This is a genomic window from Bradyrhizobium sp. BRP22 (assembly GCF_020194175.1).
Taxonomy (GTDB): Bacteria; Pseudomonadota; Alphaproteobacteria; order Rhizobiales; family Xanthobacteraceae; genus Bradyrhizobium.
Window position 1 is genome coordinate 74,365 of record NZ_JADYVX010000033.1, and the last position, 18,737, is coordinate 93,101.

Consider the following 18,737-nt stretch of genomic DNA (forward strand, 5'->3'; position numbering starts at 1 on the left):
TCATTTTGGGTCGGTTTTCGGTTCGTTTGCCTTGACTCCTGGCGCTTGGCCGCTATAACGGCGGCCAATCCGGCGTGGGATTTCTCGCGCCGCTTGTTTTTGCGCGAATTCCGGGACCTGTCCCACACCGCGCGAAAATCGTAACCCATAGCGACTGAACAAGAAGCCGGCCCGGGGCATCCCCCTGAGGACGGGATCGAACACGAAGGAATCAAACGATGTTCGCAGTCATCAAAACCGGCGGCCGGCAGTACCGCGTCGTTCCGGATGATGTTCTCGAGATTGGCAAGATCGCCGGCGATGTCGGCACGATCGTGCAGCTTGGCGAAGTTCTGGTGGTCGGCGGCGAGACGCCGGTCCTGGGCATGCCGACGGTGGCCGGCGCAACGGTCGCAGCCGAGGTGCTGCAGCACAAGCGTGGTCCGAAGGTGATCGCGTTCAAGAAGCGCCGCCGCAAGAATTCGCGCCGCAAGCGCGGCTATCGCGACGAGCTGACGGTGCTGCGGATCACCGAGATCCTGACCGACAACGCGAAGCCGACGATCGGCCCGCGGCCGAAGAAGGAAAAGGTTGCTGCAGCGCCCACCGAGGACGCTGCGTAAGCCTTCAAGAAGGCCGCGTTGGAGAGTTGTGATTGTCACGCATCAAAAGTTGAAGCGTGACAAAAAGTGAAATGATTCCGTCAAGGAATTGATCTAGAGATTACTGCAGTTGGAGACGAGCCATGGCTCACAAAAAAGCAGGCGGTTCATCGCGAAACGGACGTGATTCCAAGGGCAAGCGCCTTGGCATCAAAGCGTTCGGCGGCGAACTCGTGATTCCCGGTAACATCATCGCGCGTCAGCGCGGCACCACCTGGCATCCGGGCCTTAATGTGGGCATGGGAACCGATCATACCCTCTTCGCCAAGGTCGAAGGTCGTGTGGAGTTCCGCGCCAAAGGCAATGGCCGCACCTTCGTATCGGTGATTCCGGTGGTCGAGGCTGCAGCCGAATAGACGGTGGACGATATGAGTCCGCCGGATCCTGTTGAACCGGCGGGGCTCAAAAAGGCTCCAAGGGGAGGCGGGATACCGGCCTCCCCTTTCTCTTGCGCGTGTCCCACATGGGGCCGCGCGCGACGATCGAAACGTAGCGTACCGTTTTCGCATCACAGGAGCCCGACATGCTGCAGGATATCCCGACCCCGATATTGCGAGAGTCGAGAGGTTGCGTCCTCGAGACCGAACGGCTGAGCTTGCGCAAGCCGACGCTCGCGGACGTAAAAGCAATTGCGCATCTCGCCAACGATCGCCGCATTGCGGAGAATACCCGTCGCCTGCCGCATCCTTATTCCCAGGACCATGCGGTCGAATTCGTACGCGCGCTCGCTGACACGGGCGAGACCGTATTCCTGATCGAGAACAGCTCCGCGCCGATCGGCATGGTCGGCATCAACTGGCGCGAGCCTGACGCGCCGGAGCTCGGCTACTGGCTCGGCGTCGAGCATTGGGGCCAGGGCTTTGGCACCGAGGCCGCGCGCGCGGTGATCGACTACTTCTTCGAGGAGTTCGACCACTGCTACCTGTTCTCCGGCGCCCGCGTCGCCAACCCGTCGTCGCGCAACATCCTGGAGAAGTGCGGCTTCCAGTGGAGCGGCGTCGAGCTGCACCGCTTCGAGGCGCTCGGCTCCTCCACCCCGGTCGACTGCTTCCGCCTGTCGCGCGGCGTCTGGTCATCGCTGAAGAACTGGGGCTCATCGACACGGCGGTGAGGCACCCACTCGCCGCAATCACCCCTCGTCGTCCCCGCGAAAGCGGGACCCATAACCACAGGAAGTCGTCGTGGCGCGAGCAATCATGCTCTAATGCTGGTGGTCATGGGTCCCGGGTCAAGCCCGGGACGACATGATACCTTGAGGCTACACCGGCGGGCTCACCACCGGCTCCTCCCGCCCCAGCTTCTGCTCGCGCAGGAAGATGTAGAGCCCGGCGGCGATGATGATCGCGGCGCCGACAATGGTGGCCCAGGACGGCACGTCACCCCACACGACGAAGCCGAAGATCACGGCCCAGACGATCATCGAATACTGGTAGGGCACCACGACGCTTGCCGGCGCCAGCTTCAGCGAGCGGTTGACGCAGAGCAGCGCAACGACCGACGTAATGCCGGCGACGAAGAAGATGGCAAGGCTGCCGGCATCCGGCGTCACGCAGCCGAAGGGCGACAGCACGGCGCCGAGCAGGAACGTGCCGCCGAACTGCGACGAGGCCAGCACGATATCGGGCGTGGCGCGCAGCGAGCGCGTGATCAGCATCAGAACGGCGAACGACAGGCTGCCGCCGAGCGCGATCATCGCCGGCCAGCTCACGGTTTGCGCCGATGGCCTGAGCGCGATCAACACGCCGCAGAAGCCGACCAGGATTGCGCTCCAGCGCCGCCAGCCGATCTCTTCGCCCAGCAGCAGGCCCGACAACGCCGTGACGAAGATCGGACCGGCGAGGTAATAGGTGATGACGTCGGCAAGCGGCAAATAGACGGTCGCAAGAAAAAAGGCGGCGACCTCGACCGTCGACAGCGTCACCCGCAGCAATTGCAGCCAGGGGCGCTCGAGACGGAAGAACTCCGCGCGCTGCTTCCAGATGATCGGCAGCAGCACGACCAGCGCCGCGCAGGCGCGCAGCCACAACAACTGTCCGACCGAATAGGTCGCGACAAGGAATTTCCCCATCGCATCGCCGAAAGAGAACATGAAGATCGACAGCAGCATCAGGGCAATGCCGGCAAGCCGGGCGGAGCGATCATCATAGGCCGAGAGTTTTGCGAACAGGGTCATCAGGCGGGCGATGTTTCTTGCTGTCGTCATGGCCGGGCAGAGCCGCCAAGCGCATCTTCACGCCGGCGCCCGGCCATCCGCGCCGTTGTCGGCCCGTTTTAAAGACGTGGATGTCCGGGACAAGCCCGGAGCCGACGAATTGCACGGATTGTCGCAGCGACCCTGCTGCGGTAGCGGTGAAGTGAACAAGACCACGATCCGAGGAAACCCCGAGATATGACCGACTTCGACCCCGGCCGCCATCGCATGGTGCAAGCACAGCGCTGGTTCGAAGACTTCACCCTGGGCGAGCGCTTCGTGATCCCGAGCCGGACCCAGACCGAGGCCGTGTTCGCGGCGTTCCAGACCGCCAGCGGCGATACCCATCCGATCCACTATGACGTCGAATATTGCCGCGCGCGCGGCATGCCGCACCTGCTCGCACACGGCTTCCAGACCCTGATCCACACCGCACCCGGCGCCGGGCTGTTTCCCTTCCTGGTCGAGGAATCCATGATCGGCTTTCTCGAACAGTCGAGCCGCTTCCTGAAGCCGGTCTATGCCGGCGACACCATCTATCCCGCGCTCGAAGTGACGGAGCTCGTGCCCGGCCGCACCACCGGCGTGGTGACGCTGCGCTCCACCGTCTTCAACCAGCACCGCGAATTGGTGCTCGAAGGCATGCAGAAATTCCTGATCCGCCGCCGGCCCGGCTAACGCCTCCTGAGCCTGTCATTGAAGTGTCGCGGAACACGCCGGTCCCGGTGGCGTTCCATGACGTGCAGGCGCCACCACGGGCGCAACTTCAACGAGACTTGGTGAGACAGGGATTTGGCCAGTCTGTATGACAAACGAAGCTTCCAGCAAAAGGACAGTTGTCGTTTATACGCCACCCGGCACGCGCTTTTGCGCGACTCACGAAAGGGTTGCTCACATCAGGATTGCCAAGCGGATCGCGGCGCTCAAGGGCGGCAGCTTCGGCGGGCAGTTCGATAGCGCCTCTTATTATCCGGATCGGCCGTACTTCCTGCCGACCGACACGATCGTCGGAATTGACCTTGCGCGCGAGCTCGGCATTTTCGCAGAAGATGATCTGTTCGGCGGTGTAGTGCCCCACGGATTCATCGGGACCAAAGCCATAACCCACGGCTTGACCTCGGAGCGTGCTTCATCGCCCGCGAACTGGTCGCCCGCGTTCGCGACGGAGGTGTGCGACATTGTCCCGCGGGGATATACGGCTTTCTGCATCGAAGATGCACGAGCCGCGATGCGCTGTCTGCTTCGCGAAGGGCCGGTCCGGATCAAGCCCGTGAAGGCGACCGGCGGACGCGGTCAATCGGTGATACGCAGTGCTTCCGAAGTCGAAGCGGTTCTGGAAAAGCTCGATCAGGCGCAGCTTTCGCGATTCGGGCTGGTCCTCGAAGAGGATCTGGCTGCGCCGATCACCTACAGCGTCGGACAGATCAGGCTCGAAGGGCTGCTCGCGAGCTACTACGGCGTACAGAATCTCGTCCACGACAATTTCGGGCAGACCGCTTACGGAGGCTCCGATCTTTCGGTCGTCCGTGGCGACTTCGACGACCTCGTAAGGGTGAGTGACCCGCCGGGCGAACTGCGGACTGCGATCGCCCAGGCCCAGCGCTATGACGCCGCCGCCAGGCGCCATTTTCCGGAGATCATCGCGTCGCGCAGGAACTACGACATCATTTGCGGAACGTCGGCGACCGGAGGACGTTGTTCCGGCGTTCTTGAACAGTCGTGGCGGATTGGCGGAGCAACGCCGGCCGAGATCACCGCGCTGGAAGCCTTTGCCGCTGTTCCAGATTTGAAGATTGTCGAAGTGTCGTCGGTCGAGGCGTATGGAACCTGCCCGCCGAAGCCGGCGAACGCGATCATCTACTTTGAAGGTGTCGACGAACAGATCGGGCCAATCACCAAATACGCGCATCTACGTAACGCATGAATCCAGAGCAAACGCCGATTGAAATCAAGGTCGAGGATCAGCATCTGGCAGGCACGGTGCTAACTCCGGCGAGTTCATTTCCGGGCATCCTGTTTGTCCACGGCTGGGGCGGAAGCCAGGAAACCGACCTGGTTCGTGCGCGAGAAATCGCGGCGCTTGGATGCATTTGCCTGACCTTCGACCTGCGCGGCCATGCCGGAACGAAATCTCAATTCGAAAGCGTCACCCGCGAGCAGAACCTCAACGACCTCGTCGCGGCCTATGATGCGCTGGTACGGCATCCCGCGGTCGACCGTTCGGCGATCGCCGTCGTCGGCAGCAGCTATGGCGCCTATCTGGCCGCGCTTCTGACCTCGCAGAGGGCGGTGCGCTGGCTGGCGTTTCGTGTCCCTGCCCTTTACAGGGATGACGAATGGAACGTTGCGAAGCGGCAACTCGACCGGCAGGTGCTTGCTGCCTACCGCCGAAGCTTTGTGCCGCCGAGGGACAATCGGGCCTTGCGGACCTGCACGCAGTTCCGTGGCGACGTGCTGATCGTCGAGTCCGAGCACGACGACCTGATCCCGCATGAAACGATTCTCAGCTACCGGTTCTCATTCAGCGGAGCTCACTCGCTCACCTATCGCATCATCAGCGGGGCGGATCACGCGCTGTCCCGGCCGGAGCATCAGCACGCCTACACCTCGCTGCTGATGAATTGGACCACGGAAATGGTGCTTGGATCGCGCGGCGCCGGCCAATCGCGAGCGCAACCCACGCCGCCTCACGTCATCAGTTAGAGCGTTTTCGAGCGAAGTGGATACCGGTTCGCGTGAAGAAAGCGCGTCAAAAGCAAGAATCTAGAGCTTCGGTTCTGATTCAATCAGAACCGACAATGCTCTAGAGAGATACGCCCTCGTGCTCGAGCAGCCAGCGCTTGCGTTCGAGCCCGCCGCCATATTTGACCAGCGCGCCATCGGCGCCGATCAGGCGGTGGCAGGGCAGCACGACGCTGATCGGGTTCGAGCCATTGGCGTGGCCGACCGCGCGCTGGGCGTTGGGCGCGCCGAGCTTTGCCGCCATCGCGCCATAGCTCATCGTCGTGCCCACGGGGATTCCAGCCAGCGCATTCCAGACCTTCTGCTGGAACGGCGTGCCGGCGACACGCCATTGGATGCTGCCGAGGCGATCGAGATCGCCGTTGAAATAGCCTGATAACGCCGCGCGGATGTCTTTCGGCGCACGCGCCTGTTTCAGAACCACCGCGCCATAATGCAGGCGCAACAGCTCCTTCATGCGCGCCTCGTAGTCCTCCCAATCCAGCGCGCGCAGCAGGCCGCCATGATCGGTGACCAGCAAGGCCACGCCGATCGGCGTTTCCAGCCGATCGATGCCGAACGTTACGGCCGGCTTCGTTACTTTGTCGCGCACAGGCATCCTCGTTCCTGATATCGATGAACGGTCGCATCTTCGATCCGCGGCGTGCTAGCGTCCACCCGGTTTCCGGGGATGGGGGACGAGATGTTCTGGATCGCAAACCTGCTGGTCGCGGTGGTTGCCGCGCTGCACATCTATTTCCTGATCCTGGAGATGTTTCTCTGGACCAGGCCGCTGGGCCTGAAGACGTTTCGTAACTCGATCGAGAAGGCCACCGAGTCGGCCGTGCTGGCCGCCAACCAGGGCCTCTATAACGGCTTCCTGGCCGCTGGCCTGATCTGGGGCCTGCTTCACGCCAACCCGGGCTTCGCATTTCAGATCAAGACTTTCTTCCTGCTCTGCGTGATTGTCGCTGGCATCTACGGCGCTGCCACCGTCAGCCGTCGGATCCTTTACGTTCAGGCGGCGCCGGCTGCGCTCGCGCTGACCGTGGTCTGGCTTGCGTAACAAGCACCCTACTTTGGTCGACTGAAATCGCTCGGATTTTCGGCGCGACTCCACCTTGCATTGCAACAACGGTTCCTCCACTATCGCGGCCCAGCGATGGCATCCGACGGGCCTCGAAATCCGGCGGAGAAGATCATCGGCACAATCACAACACACGAGGAAGCTGCGAATGAGGAACGGGTTTTTGCATCTGGTCACAGGGACGGCGCTGCTACTGGCGGTGTCGGTTTCAACGGCCAATGCCCAGAAGAAATACGACCCCGGCGCAAGCGACACCGAGATCAAGGTCGGCCAGACCGTGCCGTTCTCCGGACCCGCGTCCGCCTATGCCTCGATCGGCAAGACCCAGGCCGCCTATATCAAGATGATCAACGACCAGGGCGGCGTGAACGGGCGCAAGATCAATTTGATCCAGTATGACGACGCCTATTCGCCGCCGAAAGCGGTCGAGCAGGTGCGCAAGCTGGTCGAAAGCGACGAGGTGCTTCTGACCTTCCAGATCATCGGCACGCCGTCCAATGCCGCGGTCCAGAAATATCTCAACTCCAAGAAGGTGCCACAGCTGTTCGCCGCGACCGGCGCCTCGAAGTTCACGGATCCCAAGAACTTCCCGTGGACGATGGGCTTCAACCCGAACTATTTCGTCGAGGGTCGCATCTACGGCCAATACATTCTGAAGAACCATCCGACCGCCAAGATCGGCATCCTCTATCAGAACGACGACCTCGGCAAAGACTACCTGAACGGCATCAAGGCCGGCCTCGGCGACAAGGCGGCCAGCATGGTGGTGGCCGAAGCTTCCTATGAGGTCTCCGATCCGACCGTGGATTCGCAGATCCTCAAGATCAAGGACGCCGGCACCGACCTGTTCTTCAGCGCCTCGACGCCGAAGCAGGCGGCGCAGGCGATCAAGAAGATCGCCGAGCTCGGCTGGAAGCCGGTGCAGATCGTCGACATCAACGCGACCTCCGTCGGCGCGGTGATGAAGCCCGCCGGCCTCGAGGCCGCCAAGGGCGTGATCAGCGTCAACTACGGCAAGGATCCGCTCGATCCGACCTGGAAGGACGACGCCGGCATGAAGAAGTATTTCGAGTTCATGGCGAAGTACTATCCGGAAGGCGACAAGGACTCAAACTTCAACACCTACGGCTACTCGACCGCGCAGCTCCTGATCCATGTGCTGAAGCAGTGCGGCGACGACCTGACGCGCGAGAACGTGATGAAGCAGGCCTCCAGCCTCAAGAACGTCCAGCTCGACCTGTCGCTGCCCGGCATCGTCGGCAATACCTCGCCGACCGATTACCGCGTCAACAAGCAGCTCCAGATGATGCGCTTCAACGGCGAGCGCTGGGAGCTGTTCGGCCCGATCCTCGAGGACGCCGGCCCGGCCGGTTAGTCACGAAGTTCGCAAGACACGCGATCGGCGGCCTCCGGGTCGCCGATTTGTTTTGATCTACTCTATCCCCTCACCCTGAGGAGGCCGCGGAGCGGCCGTCTCGAAGGGCGAGGCCACCGGCGGGGGCCTCATGGTTCGAGACGCGCTACGCGCTCCTCACCATGAGGGTCTAGAGCATTTTCGGTTCTGATTGATTCAGAACCGAAGCTCTAGATTCTTGTTTTGACGCGTTTTCTTCACGCGAACCGGTGTCCACTTCGCTCGAAAACGCTCTAGCTGAGCGCGGAGGGTGGGCAAAGCCTACGGCTTCGTGGCTTACTTCGGAATCTCGCCGAACGTCTTGCCGACCGGCAGCACGGCGTGGCGGATCAGCCGCGAATCCTCCACCGCAGCCTGGCGGTGCTTCACCGCTTCGCGATAGACGGGATCGCGGATCATCTCGACGAAGGCGGCGACGCTTGGGTATTCGGCGATGAAGCAGTGGTCCCAGCGTTCCTCCTGCGGTCCAATCAGCATCAATTCGAAACGGCCCTGCCAGACGATGCGGCCGCCGAGTCGTTCGAACACCGGCCCACTTTCACGGCCATAGGCCGCATAGGCTTCCGCGCCCGTGGCCTTGCGGCCGTCGGGATAGGCGGCCCATTCGCGCAGGCGAACCAGATTGAGCATGTGGATCGGTCCCGGCCGATCGTTCTCCCTGAACTGCGCGAACACGTCCTTGGTCGGATCGATATGGCCCATGCGGCTCTCCCTCGTTGCGTTTCACATTCCTTACCACGCGCTGCCTCACCTCCTAATCCCGCGTTAAGCTTTGCGTAACCGGGCCTTAAACCGGGAACGCTAGCGTGCGGCGGAGCGTCGTGTGAGCAGCGTTTGTGGATGGCATGGGGACAGAAAAAGAGCGGCGGGCGCAAGGAGCCGCTATTCGGGCTTCCGGCCGCGCTCGCCGATTTGCGGCTCTCGCCGGCCGATCGCATCCCCAATCCCGAGGAAAGACCGAAGAAATCCGCCAAGCGCAGCAGCAACAGTGGCGATGAGGAACCGCCGCGCGAGCGCAAGCCTGCCCCAGCTGGCGGGAAACGGCGGAAATCGCGCCGCGGCTCATGGATCGGCCGTCTTTTCTATTGGGGCGTCGTCCTCGGCCTGTGGGCGGCGATTGCGGTGATCGGCGTGGTGGTATGGGTCGGCGCGCATCTGCCGCCGATCCAATCGCTGGAAATCCCCAAGCGCCCGCCGACGATCCAGATCGTCGGCATGGACGGCAGCATGCTGGCACAGCGCGGCGAAATGGCCGGCGCCAATATCGCGCTGAAAGACCTGCCGCCGTATTTGCCGAAAGCCTTCATCGCCATCGAGGATCGCCGCTTCTACTCACATTACGGCATCGATCCGATCGGCATTTTTCGCGCGGCCGTGACCAACATCCTGCATCGGGGCGTGTCGCAGGGCGGCTCGACGCTGACGCAGCAGCTCGCGAAAAACCTGTTCCTTACGCAGGAGCGCACCCTGCAGCGCAAGCTGCAGGAGGCCGAGCTCGCGCTCTGGCTGGAGCGCAAGCATTCCAAGAACGAGATTTTGGAGCTCTATCTCAACCGGGTCTATTTCGGCTCCGGCGCCTATGGCGTCGAGGCGGCGGCGCAGCGCTATTTCGGCAAGTCCGCCAAGAACGTGACCTTGGCAGAAGCGGCGATGCTCGCCGGCCTTGTCAAATCGCCGTCACGGCTGGCGCCGAACCGCAATCCTGAAGGCGCCGAGCAGCGCGCGCAGATCGTGCTGTCAGCGATGGCGGACGCCAAGTTCATCACCGAGGCCCAGGCAAAGGCCTCGATCGGCCATCCCTCCTACAACGTCAAGCCCGCCGGCGCCGGCACCGTGAACTACGTCGCCGACTGGATCGGCGAAGTGCTCGACGATCTCGTCGGCCAGATCGACCAGAACATCGTGGTCGAGACCACGATCGATCCGAAGCTGCAGAACGTCGCCGAAGCCGCCATCATCGACGAGCTCGCCGCCAAGAGCGTGAAGTTCAACGTCACCCAGGGCGCACTGGTGGCAATGACGCCCGATGGCGCGGTGCGCGCCATGGTGGGCGGACGGAACTATGCCGAGAGCCAGTTCAACCGCGCGGTGACGGCCAAGCGCCAGCCCGGCTCGGCATTCAAGCCGTTCGTCTACCTCACCGCAGTCGAGGCCGGGCTGACGCCGGAGACGATCCGCACCGATGCCCCGCTCGATATCAAGGGCTGGAAGCCGGAGAACTACACCCACGAATATTTCGGCTCGGTGACGCTGACGCAGGCGCTGGCGATGTCGCTCAACACGGTGGCAGTCCGGCTTGGACTCGAGGTCGGGCCGAAGAACGTGGTGCGGACCGCGCACCGGCTCGGCATCTCTTCCAAGCTCGACGCCAACCCCTCGATCGCGCTCGGCACGTCCGAGGTTTCTGTGATCGAACTGGTCGGCGCCTACGCACCCTTTGCCAATGGCGGCACGGCCGTCTCGCCGCATGTGGTGACGAAGATCCGCACCAATAAGGGCAAGCTGCTCTATGTCCGGCCCGCCGACCAGCCCGCCCGAGTGATCGAGCCGCGCTACGTCGCGATGATGAACGCGATGATGATGGAGACGCTGATCTCCGGCACCGCGCGCAAGGCGGAAATCCCCGGCTGGACCGCTGCGGGCAAGACCGGCACCAGTCAGGATTTCCGCGACGCCTGGTTCATCGGTTACACCGCCAATCTCGTCACCGGCGTCTGGCTCGGCAATGACGACAATTCGCCGACCAAGAAGGCGACCGGCGGCGGCCTGCCGGTGGAAGTATGGACCCGCTTCATGCGCTCGGCGCATCAGGGCGTGCCGGTCGCAAGTCTGCCGAATTCGCAAGTCGGCTGGGCGCTGTCGAATCTGATGCAGGCCTCGTCCCAGGTCAGCCCGCCATCGCCGCAGTCCCTCGCGCCGCCCGCACCCGTTCCTTCCGCCGGTCAATATCGCCCGCCGCCGACGCGCACCTCGGCGCCGCCCAATCCGAATGCGCGTCCGGAAGCAGCGGCGGGATTGGATGGCTGGCTGGTCGACCGTCTGTTCGGGGGCCGCTGAGCGTAGCCCGGGTGAAGCGAAGCGTAACCCGGGACAGGTCGATCCGCGTTTACGACCGGTCTCGGATTGCGCTTCCGCTCCATCCGGGCTACAGAGCCGCGCAACCGCCATCACCGGCCGTCATGCCCCGCGCAGGCGGGGCATCCAGTACGCGGCGGCCTCGCAGAATAAGCACCAACGTCGGTGGGATACTGGATCGTCCGCCTTCGCGGACGATGACAGCGAGTAAACCTCAATCCTCGATACCGTAACGGTGCAGGTCGTTGCCGTAGGTATCGAGCCAGGTCTTGGCGCGATCGACCGACGAGCAGATCCGGCCGACGGTCTTCCAGAACCGCAGCGAATGGTTCATCTCGACCAGGTGCGAGACCTCGTGCGCGGCGAGATAGTCGAGCACGTAAGGCGGCGCGAGGATCAGGCGCCAGGAGAACGACAGCGATCCGTGCGAGGTGCAGGAGCCCCAGCGGCTCGATTGGTCGCGGATCGAGACGCGGCGCACGCGCACGCCGAGTTCCGCCGCATAGGCCAGCGAAGCCTTGTGCAAATCCTTGCGCGCTTCGCGCTTGAGGAAGTCGTGCACGCGGCGATCCATGTGCTCCGGCTCGCCAGCCACGCACAAAATCCGTTCGCCACTGTCGCGGATCTCGGTCCACACGGTGCCGCGCTCGCCGGCGCGATGCACGAGCCGATGCGGCACGCCGCGCAGCGGCACCACCGTGCCGGGCTGAAACGGCGCCGCCTTCGGCAGGCGGCCGAGACGCGCGGCGATCCACCCGCCATGGAGCTGCGCGAAGTCGCGCGCATCGGCGATCGTGCCGCGTGGCGGCATCGTGAGGATCGCTTCGCGGTCGGTCGGATGAATGCGGAGCGTGTAACGACGCGCGCGCCTATGCCGCCGCAGCCTGATCGCGAAATATTGGGAGCCGTGTTTGATGAGAAGAGTCGAGGGTTCGGCAGGCCGCCGATAAAGGAGCGCGCGAGTAGCCATTTCTGAGAGTCCGGGGAGGAGAAGTTCGCCCGGATTCTGCCATATCCGCCGCCAGGGAAATCGCTCGGCGCAAAAACAAATCATTTGCCCAATATACAGAGGCTGCCTCTGATTTGACCCCTATATACTGCGGTCGGAACCCGAAAAATTCGGGCCGGGCCGGACCGAAATCGCCCTCCAAGCAGCGACTCTCAACTCATTCCTTGAGTGATCGCCGAATCCGGATTCTTTTAATCAATTCAGCGGCTTACGAACCCGCTCAAATCGGGCTTGGGCGCGCCGCTATTCAGCGGCTGCGACCAGGGAAAGCCGTGTGCTGGCCGCTGAGACCATGAAATCGGAGATGCGCGGCACGATTTCGGCGCGGAAACGCGAGCCGTTGAACACACCGTAGTGTCCAACGCCCTTCTGCACGTAGTGAACGCGGCGATGATCAGGGATCGACGTGCACAAGCCATGCGTCGCTTCGGTCTGGCCAAGGCCGGAGATGTCGTCCTTCTCGCCTTCCACCGTCATCAACGCCACGCGCCGGATCTTGGCGGGATCGACCGGATTGCCACGATGGGTCATTTCGCCCTTGGGCAGCGCATGCTTCACGAAGACGAGGTCGACGGTCTGCAGATAATATTCGGCGGTCAGATCCATCACCGCGAGATATTCGTCGTAGAATTCGCGGTGCTTGTCGACGAGATCGCCGTCGCCCTTCACCAGATTGGCGAACAGCGCCTTGTGCGCGTCCATGTGGCGGTCGAGATTCATGCTGATGAAGCCGTTGAGCTGCAGGAATCCCGGATAGACATCGCGCATCATGCCAGGATGCGGGAACGGCACCTTGGAGATGACATTGTGGCGGAACCACTCGATGCCGCGCTCTTTGGCAAGCTGGTTGACCGCGGTCGGATTGCGACGGGTGTCGATCGGGCCGCCCATCAGCGTCATCGACAGCGGCACGAAGGGATCGCGCCGCGCTTCCATCACGGAGACCGCGACCACGACCGGCACCGAGGGCTGGCAGACCGCGATGACATGCATGTTGCCGCCCAGCACATGCAGCATCTCGATGAGGTAATCGACATAGTCCTCGAGATCGAAGCGTCCCTCGGACAGCGGCACCATGCGCGCATCGGCCCAATCGGTGATGTAGACTTCGTGGGTCGGCAGGAAGGCTTCGACCGTGCCACGCAGCAGTGTCGCGTAATGGCCCGACATCGGCGCCACGATCAGGACACGCGGCTGCGGCGCGCGTAAGGGGCGGGTGAGCTTGCGATCGAAATAGAGCAGTCGGCAAAACGGCTTTTCCCAGATCGAGCGGACCTCGACCAGCGTGCGCACGCCGTTGACCTCGGTCTCGTCGAGGCCCCATTCCGGCTTGCCGTAGCGGCGGGTGGTGCGCTCGAACAATTCGCAGGCGGCGGCGAGGGATTTGCCGACTTCGGTATGCGTCCACGGATTGAGCGGATTCTGAAACAGGATCTTGGTGGCGTCGGTGACCGCGCGTGCCGGATTGAGCGAGGCATGCGCCATCTCGTACATCCAGTACAGTGGCGTCGTGAGCGCCGGACTGCCTTCGGCCGCCAGCGGCGGGGCGCCGCCAAATTCACCAATCGGCATTTGCTTCAAAATCCTTGTTTGCGACGCAGCATACTGTCGGATGCGTAATAATGCGTCAATGCACCGATCGGTCCATTTAAGCCTCGAAAAGCCCTAACTAAGCGAAAATCCACGAGAAAGTGATGGTTATTCACCGCTGCTGAGCAGCGAGCCATTACGCTTGGCGCTGCGCAAAAAGGCAAGAAAGATCGAAAATGACGCAACCAGCAGCACCGCGTTGATGACCAGGGCATCAACCATCAGCTCAGTGCGGAAGACGTGGTCGATCAAGAGCGCCCGCATGCCCTCGAACACGTAGGTTGGCGGCAGCATCCACGCGATGATCTGCAGCCAGGGCGGCAATACGCTGACGGGATAGTAGATGCAGGCAAGCGGCATCAGCGCGAACATCATCGTCCAGACGATGCTCTCGGCCCCCAACCCGTTCCGCAGCACGAGGCCGGAGGCGAAAATGCCGACAGACCAGCTCGTGAAGATCAGGTTGCAGAAGAACGCGATCAGCGGCAGGCCGATGGCGTAGAAGTTGAAGCCGAAGAAAAAGAACGCCAGCAGCGTCATCGGGACGACGCCGATCGTGAGCCGGATCACGCTCATGATCATCAGCGAGATCAGGAACTCGATCGGCTTCAGCGGGCTCATCATGAGATTGCCGAGGTTGCGCGCCCACATCTCTTCCAGGAACGAGATGGAAAAGCCGAGCTGGCCACGGAACAGGATGTCCCACAGGATGACGGCGCCGATCAGGGTGCCGCCGGCTTGCGCGAAGAAGCCCGAGGTCTGCGAGATATAATTCTGCAGGAAGCCCCAGGTGATGATCTGCAGCGCCGGCCAGTAGACCAGCTCCAGCAATCGCGGCCAGGACGACAGCAAGAGGTACCAATAGCGCAGTACCATCGCATTGATGCGATTCAGCGAAAGTCCCCGATGGACGGCAATATCGCTCATGTCGCGCCCTCCCGGGTGCGGCCGCGGGCGACGTCCAGGAACACATCTTCCAGTGTATCGCGATTGTAGCGGGCCATGATCCGGTCGGGACTGTCGTCATCCTCGATCTTGCCGCGCTTCATGATGATGACGCGGTCGCACAGCCGTTCCACCTCCAGCATGTTGTGCGAGGCGAGCAGGATCGTCGCATTGTGGCTCCTGCGGTAGTTCTCCAGGTGCTGCCGGACCCAATCGGCGGTGTCGGGATCGAGCGAGGCGGTCGGCTCGTCCAGCAGCAGGAGGTCAGGTTCGTTGATCAGCGCCTTGGCGAGCGCCACGCGCGTCTTCTGGCCGGCGGAAAGCTTGCCGTTGGCGCGGTCGATGAAGTCGCGGAGATCGAGATCCGAGGCGAGCTGATCGATTCGATCAGCGAGATTGCTCACGGCATAGAGCCGGCCGAAGATCGTGAGGTTCTGGCGCACGGTGAGCCGCATCGGCATGTCGACATAGGGGCTCTCGAAATTCATCCGCCCGAGCACTTCGGCGCTCTGTTCGGGCATCGGAAAGCCCAGCACATGGATACGGCCGGAGGTCGGCAGCACCAGCCCCATGATCATGGCGATCGTGGTGGTCTTGCCGGCGCCATTGCCGCCGAGCAGCCCGGTGATGCTGCCGCGCGCGATGCGGAACGAGACATCGTCGACCGCGCGGGTGGCCTTGTAGACCTTCACCAGATGCGCGACGTCGATCGCGGCCGAAGCCGCGGGATCGGAAACGGGCGCTGGCGCCGGTCTTTGCTCGATCTGATCCATTTCGGCCGTTCATTGAGCCATCATGGCTGATCGCGCAAGACTTGTAGTTCGGCCGAAGCTGTGAGCAGCGAGTTTGTGATCGCGCTGCTGCGAGGCTACAACGCGGTGAGACTAGGGTGTAGCCCGGGTGGAGCGGAACGCGTAACCCGGGACATCTGCCTCCGTATTGCGAGCGGCCCCGGGTTACGCTGGCGCTTCACCCGGGCTACGGCACTGTGCGCCGTGTGTTTACGATCGCTCCGCGACGTCGCCAGACGTGGTCGGATCGAGATCGCGCCCTCACTTCCTCTTCCCCGCCGGAGAGGTGGGAAACGGCCGCCGCGCCGTTCAAACGGGAATCATCCTGCTCTAGAGTAGCGCCATGACCGACGTAGCAGCCCTCGATTTCCGCCAACCGCGCCGCCATGTTCGTCTGGATACGATCCTGCGGTTACGTTGGCTCGCCGCGCTCGGCCAGCTCGCAGCGATCTTCATCGTCGCGCAAGGCCTGGAATTCGACGTTCCCGTCATTCCCTGCCTGGCCATCATCGCGCTGTCGGCGCTGCTCAATCTCGCCCTGCAGATCGCGTTCAACCCGATGCAGCGGCTGGAGCCGATCTATGCCGCGGCGCTGCTTGCGCTCAACATTGTCGAGCTTGCCGGCCTCTTGTTCCTGACCGGCGGCCTGCAGAACCCGTTCTCGTATCTGTTCCTGGCACCGGTCCTGATTTCCGCCACCGCGCTGCCGGTCCGGCTGACGATCGCGCTCGGCTGTCTCGCCGTCGCCTGCGCCTCCGCGCTGGTGTTCTTTCATTTCCCGCTGCCCTGGGACACCGACGATCCGCTGGTGCTGCCGCCGATCTATCTGTTCGGCGTCTGGCTCTCGATCCTGCTGGCGATCGGCGTCACCAGCCTCTATGCGTTCCAGGTCACCGAGGACACGCGAAAGCTCTCCGACGCGCTGGCCGCGACCGAACTGGTGCTGGCGCGCGAGCAGCATCTGACCCAGCTCGACGGCCTTGCGGCCGCAGCCGCGCATGAGCTTGGCACACCACTTTCGACCATCTTCCTGATCTCGCGCGAACTGGAGGGCACTGTGAAGGACGGCCAACTCGCCGCCGACCTGAAGACGCTGCGCGAGCAGGCGCAGCGCTGCCGCGACATCTTGAGCAAGATCACCCAGCTCTCCTCCACCGGCGCGCCGTTCGATCGCATGAAACTGTCGACGCTGATCGAGGAGGCTGTTGCACCGCACCGCGATTTCGGCGTTGCGATCAAGGTGCGGCTAGCTGTCGCAGCCACCACGGAACCGGTGGGCGCCCGCAATCCCGCGATCCTCTATGGCGTCGGTAACATCCTAGAAAACGCGGTGGATTTCGCCAACCAGACCGTCGAGGTGAATGCGTGGTGGAATGTCGACACCGTCGAAATCGTCATTTCCGACGACGGCCCCGGCATCGCCCCTGACATGCTGAACCGGATCGGCGAGCCTTATTTGTCGCGGCGCCGCAGCGCCGATGAGGCGCAAAACGGCCGCACAGGGCTTGGTCTTGGCGTTTTCATCGCGCGCACGCTCCTGGAACGTACCGGCGCCAAGGTCACCTTCACCAATCGCGTGTTTCCCGATCACGGCGCCGTGGTGCAGATCGTGTGGCCCCGCAGCGTGTTCGAAGCAAGCGAAGGCGCCGGCGAAATGATAGGCTGAACACAATTCGACAATTTGACGCATTAATCGGTGGATTTCGGGTGGCCTTGGCATCGCCGCAGTCACACGCCATATGTTTGGGATTGGATACAGGGATAGCAACACCGTGAACGCCATCGCCGAACTGAACGATCAAGCCGACCGCTCATTGCTCATCGTCGAGGACGACAAGCCGTTTCTGGAGCGCCTGTCGCGCGCCATGGAGACCCGCGGCTTCACCGTGACTTCCTGCGATACCGTATCCGATGGTCTCGCGCAGATCGGAAAGGCTGCGCCCGCCTTCGCAGTGGTCGATCTCCGGCTCGGCGACGGCAACGGCCTCGACGTCGTCTCCGCGCTGAAGCGCAAGCGCCCCGATGCACGCGCGATCGTGCTCACCGGCTACGGCAACATCGCCACCGCCGTGACCGCGGTGAAGATGGGCGCGATCGACTATCTCTCGAAGCCCGCGGACGCCGACGATGTCGTCGCAGCACTGCTCGCGAGCGGCACCGAGAAATCCGAGCCTCCAGCCAACCCGATGTCGGCCGACCGCGTGCGATGGGAGCACATCCAGCGCATCTACGAGATGTGCAACCGCAACGTCTCCGAAACCGCCCGCCGCCTCAACATGCACCGCCGCACCCTGCAGCGAATTCTCGCAAAGCGCGCCCCGCGTTGATTTTGTCTTGATTGGCAGGGTGGGCAAAGCGAAGCGTGCCCACCTTCTCCTGCACCGCTTGTGATGGTGGGCACGCTGCGCTTTGCCTACCCTACCCTCTTTCCCCTCATGGTGAGGGGGCGCGCAAGCGCCGTCTCCGGACGATGCTGCGCATCGCTCGGAGAACCATGAGGCTCCATCTGTGACCTCATCCTTCGAGACGCGGCGAAGACGCCGCTCCTCAGGATGAGGGTCTGGCGTTCAAAACTCCGCATGCCCCTGCGGATCGAGCAGGCGGTTGAAGCGCTGCGCGGCCGCGATTGCGAAGCGCACCGTCATCAGCTTGCGGGTTGGCGCCGGCAGGCGGTGCTCCGGCGCGTCGCAATGCAGGTGCGCACCATAGGCGTCGGCAATGATCAGGCCAGTGTCGGCGGGAAAGATCTCGCACGGCAGATCCTGCGTGAAGGCAAAGAACAGCCGGTCGCAATGCGCCCGATAGTCCTGCCATTTCTGGTCGGCGCGCAAATCCTCGATCGATGACTTGATCTCGACAATCCAGATTTCGCCGCGCTCGTTCAGCGCCACCAGATCGGCGCGCCGTCCCGACGGCAGCGGCAATTCGCTGATGCAGGAGAACCCGAGCGAGCGCAGCAGCCGCGCCGTTCCGCGCGCGATCGCAAGCGCCGTCTCCGACTGGCGACGGTCCGTCGGCGGAACAAGGGCGATGTGACGGGCGGACGATTCCATGGCGACAGCGTAGCCGATTTTGCCCGGCGACCCAATACAGAGAGCAGGCCGTTACGTTACGCGAAAGGTCGCCACGCGCGTTCTGCAGTCTCTCCCCTTGTATCTGCTCGGACATGATTTGTGCGATGGAAGCGACTTGCGCTTTGGCCGGTGGCCACCGGCCAAAGCGCGTGGCGATGTCGCCCGTTTCCCCCTCCGGCTACAACCGTGGGTGAGCTTT

At 62.9% G+C, this 18,737-nt stretch carries 19 protein-coding genes; 11 read left to right on the top strand and 8 right to left on the bottom strand.

The annotated features are described in order from the left end of the window. Positions 1-218 precede the first annotated feature (218 nt). The 3 genes from rplU to I6F35_RS30900 all read left to right on the top strand — a co-directional run bounded on the left by rplU (position 219) and on the right by I6F35_RS30900 (position 1,752). A complete protein-coding gene (gene rplU, locus I6F35_RS30890; RefSeq protein ID WP_225121410.1) occupies positions 219-602 on the top strand; it encodes a 50S ribosomal protein L21 in 384 nt (127 codons plus the stop codon). 122 nt (positions 603-724) lie between these two features. After that, complete coding sequence (gene rpmA / locus I6F35_RS30895; protein WP_225121411.1) at positions 725-997, top strand: 50S ribosomal protein L27; 273 nt, start codon at positions 725-727, stop codon at positions 995-997. 167 nt (positions 998-1,164) lie between these two features. Continuing rightward, positions 1,165-1,752 carry a GNAT family N-acetyltransferase gene (locus I6F35_RS30900; protein WP_225121412.1) on the top strand — a complete coding sequence of 196 codons (588 nt, stop codon included), beginning with the start codon at positions 1,165-1,167 and terminating at the stop codon, positions 1,750-1,752. Positions 1,753-1,899: 147 nt separating this feature from the next. On the opposite strand, the gene I6F35_RS30905 is transcribed toward I6F35_RS30900, so the two are convergent. Beyond that, positions 1,900-2,814, bottom strand: coding sequence for a DMT family transporter (locus I6F35_RS30905; protein WP_225121435.1), 915 nt, complete (start codon positions 2,812-2,814; stop codon positions 1,900-1,902). A 216-nt stretch (positions 2,815-3,030) separates the two neighbouring features. On the opposite strand from I6F35_RS30905, the gene I6F35_RS30910 reads away from it, so the two are divergent. The 3 genes from I6F35_RS30910 (at position 3,031) to I6F35_RS30920 (ending at position 5,535) form a co-directional block, all read left to right on the top strand. After that, on the top strand, positions 3,031-3,510 hold the full coding sequence (locus I6F35_RS30910) for a MaoC family dehydratase (RefSeq protein WP_225121413.1): 480 nt from the start codon (positions 3,031-3,033) through the stop codon (positions 3,508-3,510). Between the two features lie 127 nt (positions 3,511-3,637). After that, a complete protein-coding gene (locus I6F35_RS30915) occupies positions 3,638-4,756 on the top strand; it encodes a DUF3182 family protein (protein WP_225121414.1) in 1,119 nt (372 codons plus the stop codon). Beyond that, positions 4,753-5,535, top strand: a complete 783-nt coding sequence (locus I6F35_RS30920) for an alpha/beta fold hydrolase (RefSeq protein ID WP_225121415.1) — start codon at positions 4,753-4,755, stop codon at positions 5,533-5,535. Before I6F35_RS30915 ends, I6F35_RS30920 begins: the two co-directional genes overlap by 4 nt. A 100-nt stretch (positions 5,536-5,635) precedes the next feature. Here the strand turns inward: I6F35_RS30920 and I6F35_RS30925 are convergent, their stop codons facing one another. Beyond that, positions 5,636-6,172 (bottom strand): methylated-DNA--[protein]-cysteine S-methyltransferase, encoded by a 537-nt coding sequence (locus I6F35_RS30925; RefSeq protein ID WP_225121416.1) that lies wholly within the window; start codon positions 6,170-6,172, stop codon positions 5,636-5,638. 84 nt (positions 6,173-6,256) lie between these two features. On the opposite strand from I6F35_RS30925, the gene I6F35_RS30930 reads away from it, so the two are divergent. Both I6F35_RS30930 and I6F35_RS30935 read left to right on the top strand, forming a co-directional pair. Next, positions 6,257-6,619 carry a DUF1304 domain-containing protein gene (locus I6F35_RS30930; protein WP_225121417.1) on the top strand — a complete coding sequence of 121 codons (363 nt, stop codon included), beginning with the start codon at positions 6,257-6,259 and terminating at the stop codon, positions 6,617-6,619. A gap of 169 nt (positions 6,620-6,788) precedes the next feature. Next, positions 6,789-8,015 carry an ABC transporter substrate-binding protein gene (locus I6F35_RS30935; RefSeq protein WP_225121418.1) on the top strand — a complete coding sequence of 409 codons (1,227 nt, stop codon included), beginning with the start codon at positions 6,789-6,791 and terminating at the stop codon, positions 8,013-8,015. Positions 8,016-8,330: 315 nt separating this feature from the next. Here the strand turns inward: I6F35_RS30935 and I6F35_RS30940 are convergent, their stop codons facing one another. Further along, entirely contained in the window at positions 8,331-8,756 is a 426-nt protein-coding gene (locus I6F35_RS30940) for a DUF1330 domain-containing protein (protein ID WP_225121419.1), read from the bottom strand. Positions 8,757-8,894: 138 nt separating this feature from the next. Between I6F35_RS30940 and I6F35_RS30945 the strand changes: the two genes are divergently transcribed. Continuing rightward, complete coding sequence (locus I6F35_RS30945) at positions 8,895-11,111, top strand: penicillin-binding protein 1A (RefSeq protein ID WP_225121420.1); 2,217 nt, start codon at positions 8,895-8,897, stop codon at positions 11,109-11,111. A gap of 232 nt (positions 11,112-11,343) precedes the next feature. On the opposite strand, the gene I6F35_RS30950 is transcribed toward I6F35_RS30945, so the two are convergent. The 4 genes from I6F35_RS30950 to I6F35_RS30965 form a co-directional block, all read right to left on the bottom strand. Next, positions 11,344-12,183, bottom strand: a complete 840-nt coding sequence (locus tag I6F35_RS30950; protein ID WP_225121421.1) for a SprT family zinc-dependent metalloprotease — start codon at positions 12,181-12,183, stop codon at positions 11,344-11,346. A 198-nt stretch (positions 12,184-12,381) separates the two neighbouring features. Continuing rightward, positions 12,382-13,710 (bottom strand): polyhydroxyalkanoate depolymerase, encoded by a 1,329-nt coding sequence (gene phaZ, locus I6F35_RS30955; RefSeq protein ID WP_225121422.1) that lies wholly within the window; start codon positions 13,708-13,710, stop codon positions 12,382-12,384. Positions 13,711-13,836: 126 nt separating this feature from the next. Continuing rightward, on the bottom strand, positions 13,837-14,655 hold the full coding sequence (locus I6F35_RS30960) for an ABC transporter permease (RefSeq protein ID WP_225121423.1): 819 nt from the start codon (positions 14,653-14,655) through the stop codon (positions 13,837-13,839). Further along, complete coding sequence (locus tag I6F35_RS30965) at positions 14,652-15,446, bottom strand: ABC transporter ATP-binding protein (RefSeq protein ID WP_225121424.1); 795 nt, start codon at positions 15,444-15,446, stop codon at positions 14,652-14,654. Before I6F35_RS30965 ends, I6F35_RS30960 begins: the two co-directional genes overlap by 4 nt. A 361-nt stretch (positions 15,447-15,807) precedes the next feature. Between I6F35_RS30965 and I6F35_RS30970 the strand changes: the two genes are divergently transcribed. Then, complete coding sequence (locus I6F35_RS30970; protein WP_225121425.1) at positions 15,808-17,130, top strand: ActS/PrrB/RegB family redox-sensitive histidine kinase; 1,323 nt, start codon at positions 15,808-15,810, stop codon at positions 17,128-17,130. Between the two features lie 106 nt (positions 17,131-17,236). Continuing rightward, positions 17,237-17,791 (top strand): ActR/PrrA/RegA family redox response regulator transcription factor, encoded by a 555-nt coding sequence (locus I6F35_RS30975; protein ID WP_027583039.1) that lies wholly within the window; start codon positions 17,237-17,239, stop codon positions 17,789-17,791. A gap of 240 nt (positions 17,792-18,031) precedes the next feature. Here I6F35_RS30975 and I6F35_RS30980 read toward each other — a convergent pair whose 3' ends face one another. Continuing rightward, positions 18,032-18,517, bottom strand: coding sequence for an MmcB family DNA repair protein (locus I6F35_RS30980; RefSeq protein ID WP_225121426.1), 486 nt, complete (start codon positions 18,515-18,517; stop codon positions 18,032-18,034). Positions 18,518-18,737: the final 220 nt, after the last annotated feature.

What these genes read in the sequence shown, in the direction of transcription:
- I6F35_RS30910 (WP_225121413.1), top strand. Translation starts at nt 3,031, where the DNA reads ATGACCGACTTCGACCCCGGCCGCCATCGCATGGTGCAAGCACAGCGC.
- I6F35_RS30945 (WP_225121420.1), top strand. Translation starts at nt 8,895, where the DNA reads ATGGCATGGGGACAGAAAAAGAGCGGCGGGCGCAAGGAGCCGCTATTC.
- I6F35_RS30905 (WP_225121435.1), bottom strand. Translation starts at nt 2,814, where the DNA reads ATGACCCTGTTCGCAAAACTCTCGGCCTATGATGATCGCTCCGCCCGG.
- I6F35_RS30915 (WP_225121414.1), top strand. Translation starts at nt 3,638, where the DNA reads ATGACAAACGAAGCTTCCAGCAAAAGGACAGTTGTCGTTTATACGCCA.
- I6F35_RS30970 (WP_225121425.1), top strand. Translation starts at nt 15,808, where the DNA reads ATGACCGACGTAGCAGCCCTCGATTTCCGCCAACCGCGCCGCCATGTT.
- rpmA (WP_225121411.1), top strand. Translation starts at nt 725, where the DNA reads ATGGCTCACAAAAAAGCAGGCGGTTCATCGCGAAACGGACGTGATTCC.
- rplU (WP_225121410.1), top strand. Translation starts at nt 219, where the DNA reads ATGTTCGCAGTCATCAAAACCGGCGGCCGGCAGTACCGCGTCGTTCCG.
- I6F35_RS30940 (WP_225121419.1), bottom strand. Translation starts at nt 8,756, where the DNA reads ATGGGCCATATCGATCCGACCAAGGACGTGTTCGCGCAGTTCAGGGAG.
- I6F35_RS30965 (WP_225121424.1), bottom strand. Translation starts at nt 15,446, where the DNA reads ATGGATCAGATCGAGCAAAGACCGGCGCCAGCGCCCGTTTCCGATCCC.
- I6F35_RS30960 (WP_225121423.1), bottom strand. Translation starts at nt 14,655, where the DNA reads ATGAGCGATATTGCCGTCCATCGGGGACTTTCGCTGAATCGCATCAAT.
- I6F35_RS30950 (WP_225121421.1), bottom strand. Translation starts at nt 12,183, where the DNA reads ATGATTTGTTTTTGCGCCGAGCGATTTCCCTGGCGGCGGATATGGCAG.
- I6F35_RS30935 (WP_225121418.1), top strand. Translation starts at nt 6,789, where the DNA reads ATGAGGAACGGGTTTTTGCATCTGGTCACAGGGACGGCGCTGCTACTG.
- I6F35_RS30900 (WP_225121412.1), top strand. Translation starts at nt 1,165, where the DNA reads ATGCTGCAGGATATCCCGACCCCGATATTGCGAGAGTCGAGAGGTTGC.
- phaZ (WP_225121422.1), bottom strand. Translation starts at nt 13,710, where the DNA reads ATGCCGATTGGTGAATTTGGCGGCGCCCCGCCGCTGGCGGCCGAAGGC.
- I6F35_RS30925 (WP_225121416.1), bottom strand. Translation starts at nt 6,172, where the DNA reads ATGCCTGTGCGCGACAAAGTAACGAAGCCGGCCGTAACGTTCGGCATC.
- I6F35_RS30930 (WP_225121417.1), top strand. Translation starts at nt 6,257, where the DNA reads ATGTTCTGGATCGCAAACCTGCTGGTCGCGGTGGTTGCCGCGCTGCAC.
- I6F35_RS30920 (WP_225121415.1), top strand. Translation starts at nt 4,753, where the DNA reads ATGAATCCAGAGCAAACGCCGATTGAAATCAAGGTCGAGGATCAGCAT.
- I6F35_RS30980 (WP_225121426.1), bottom strand. Translation starts at nt 18,517, where the DNA reads ATGGAATCGTCCGCCCGTCACATCGCCCTTGTTCCGCCGACGGACCGT.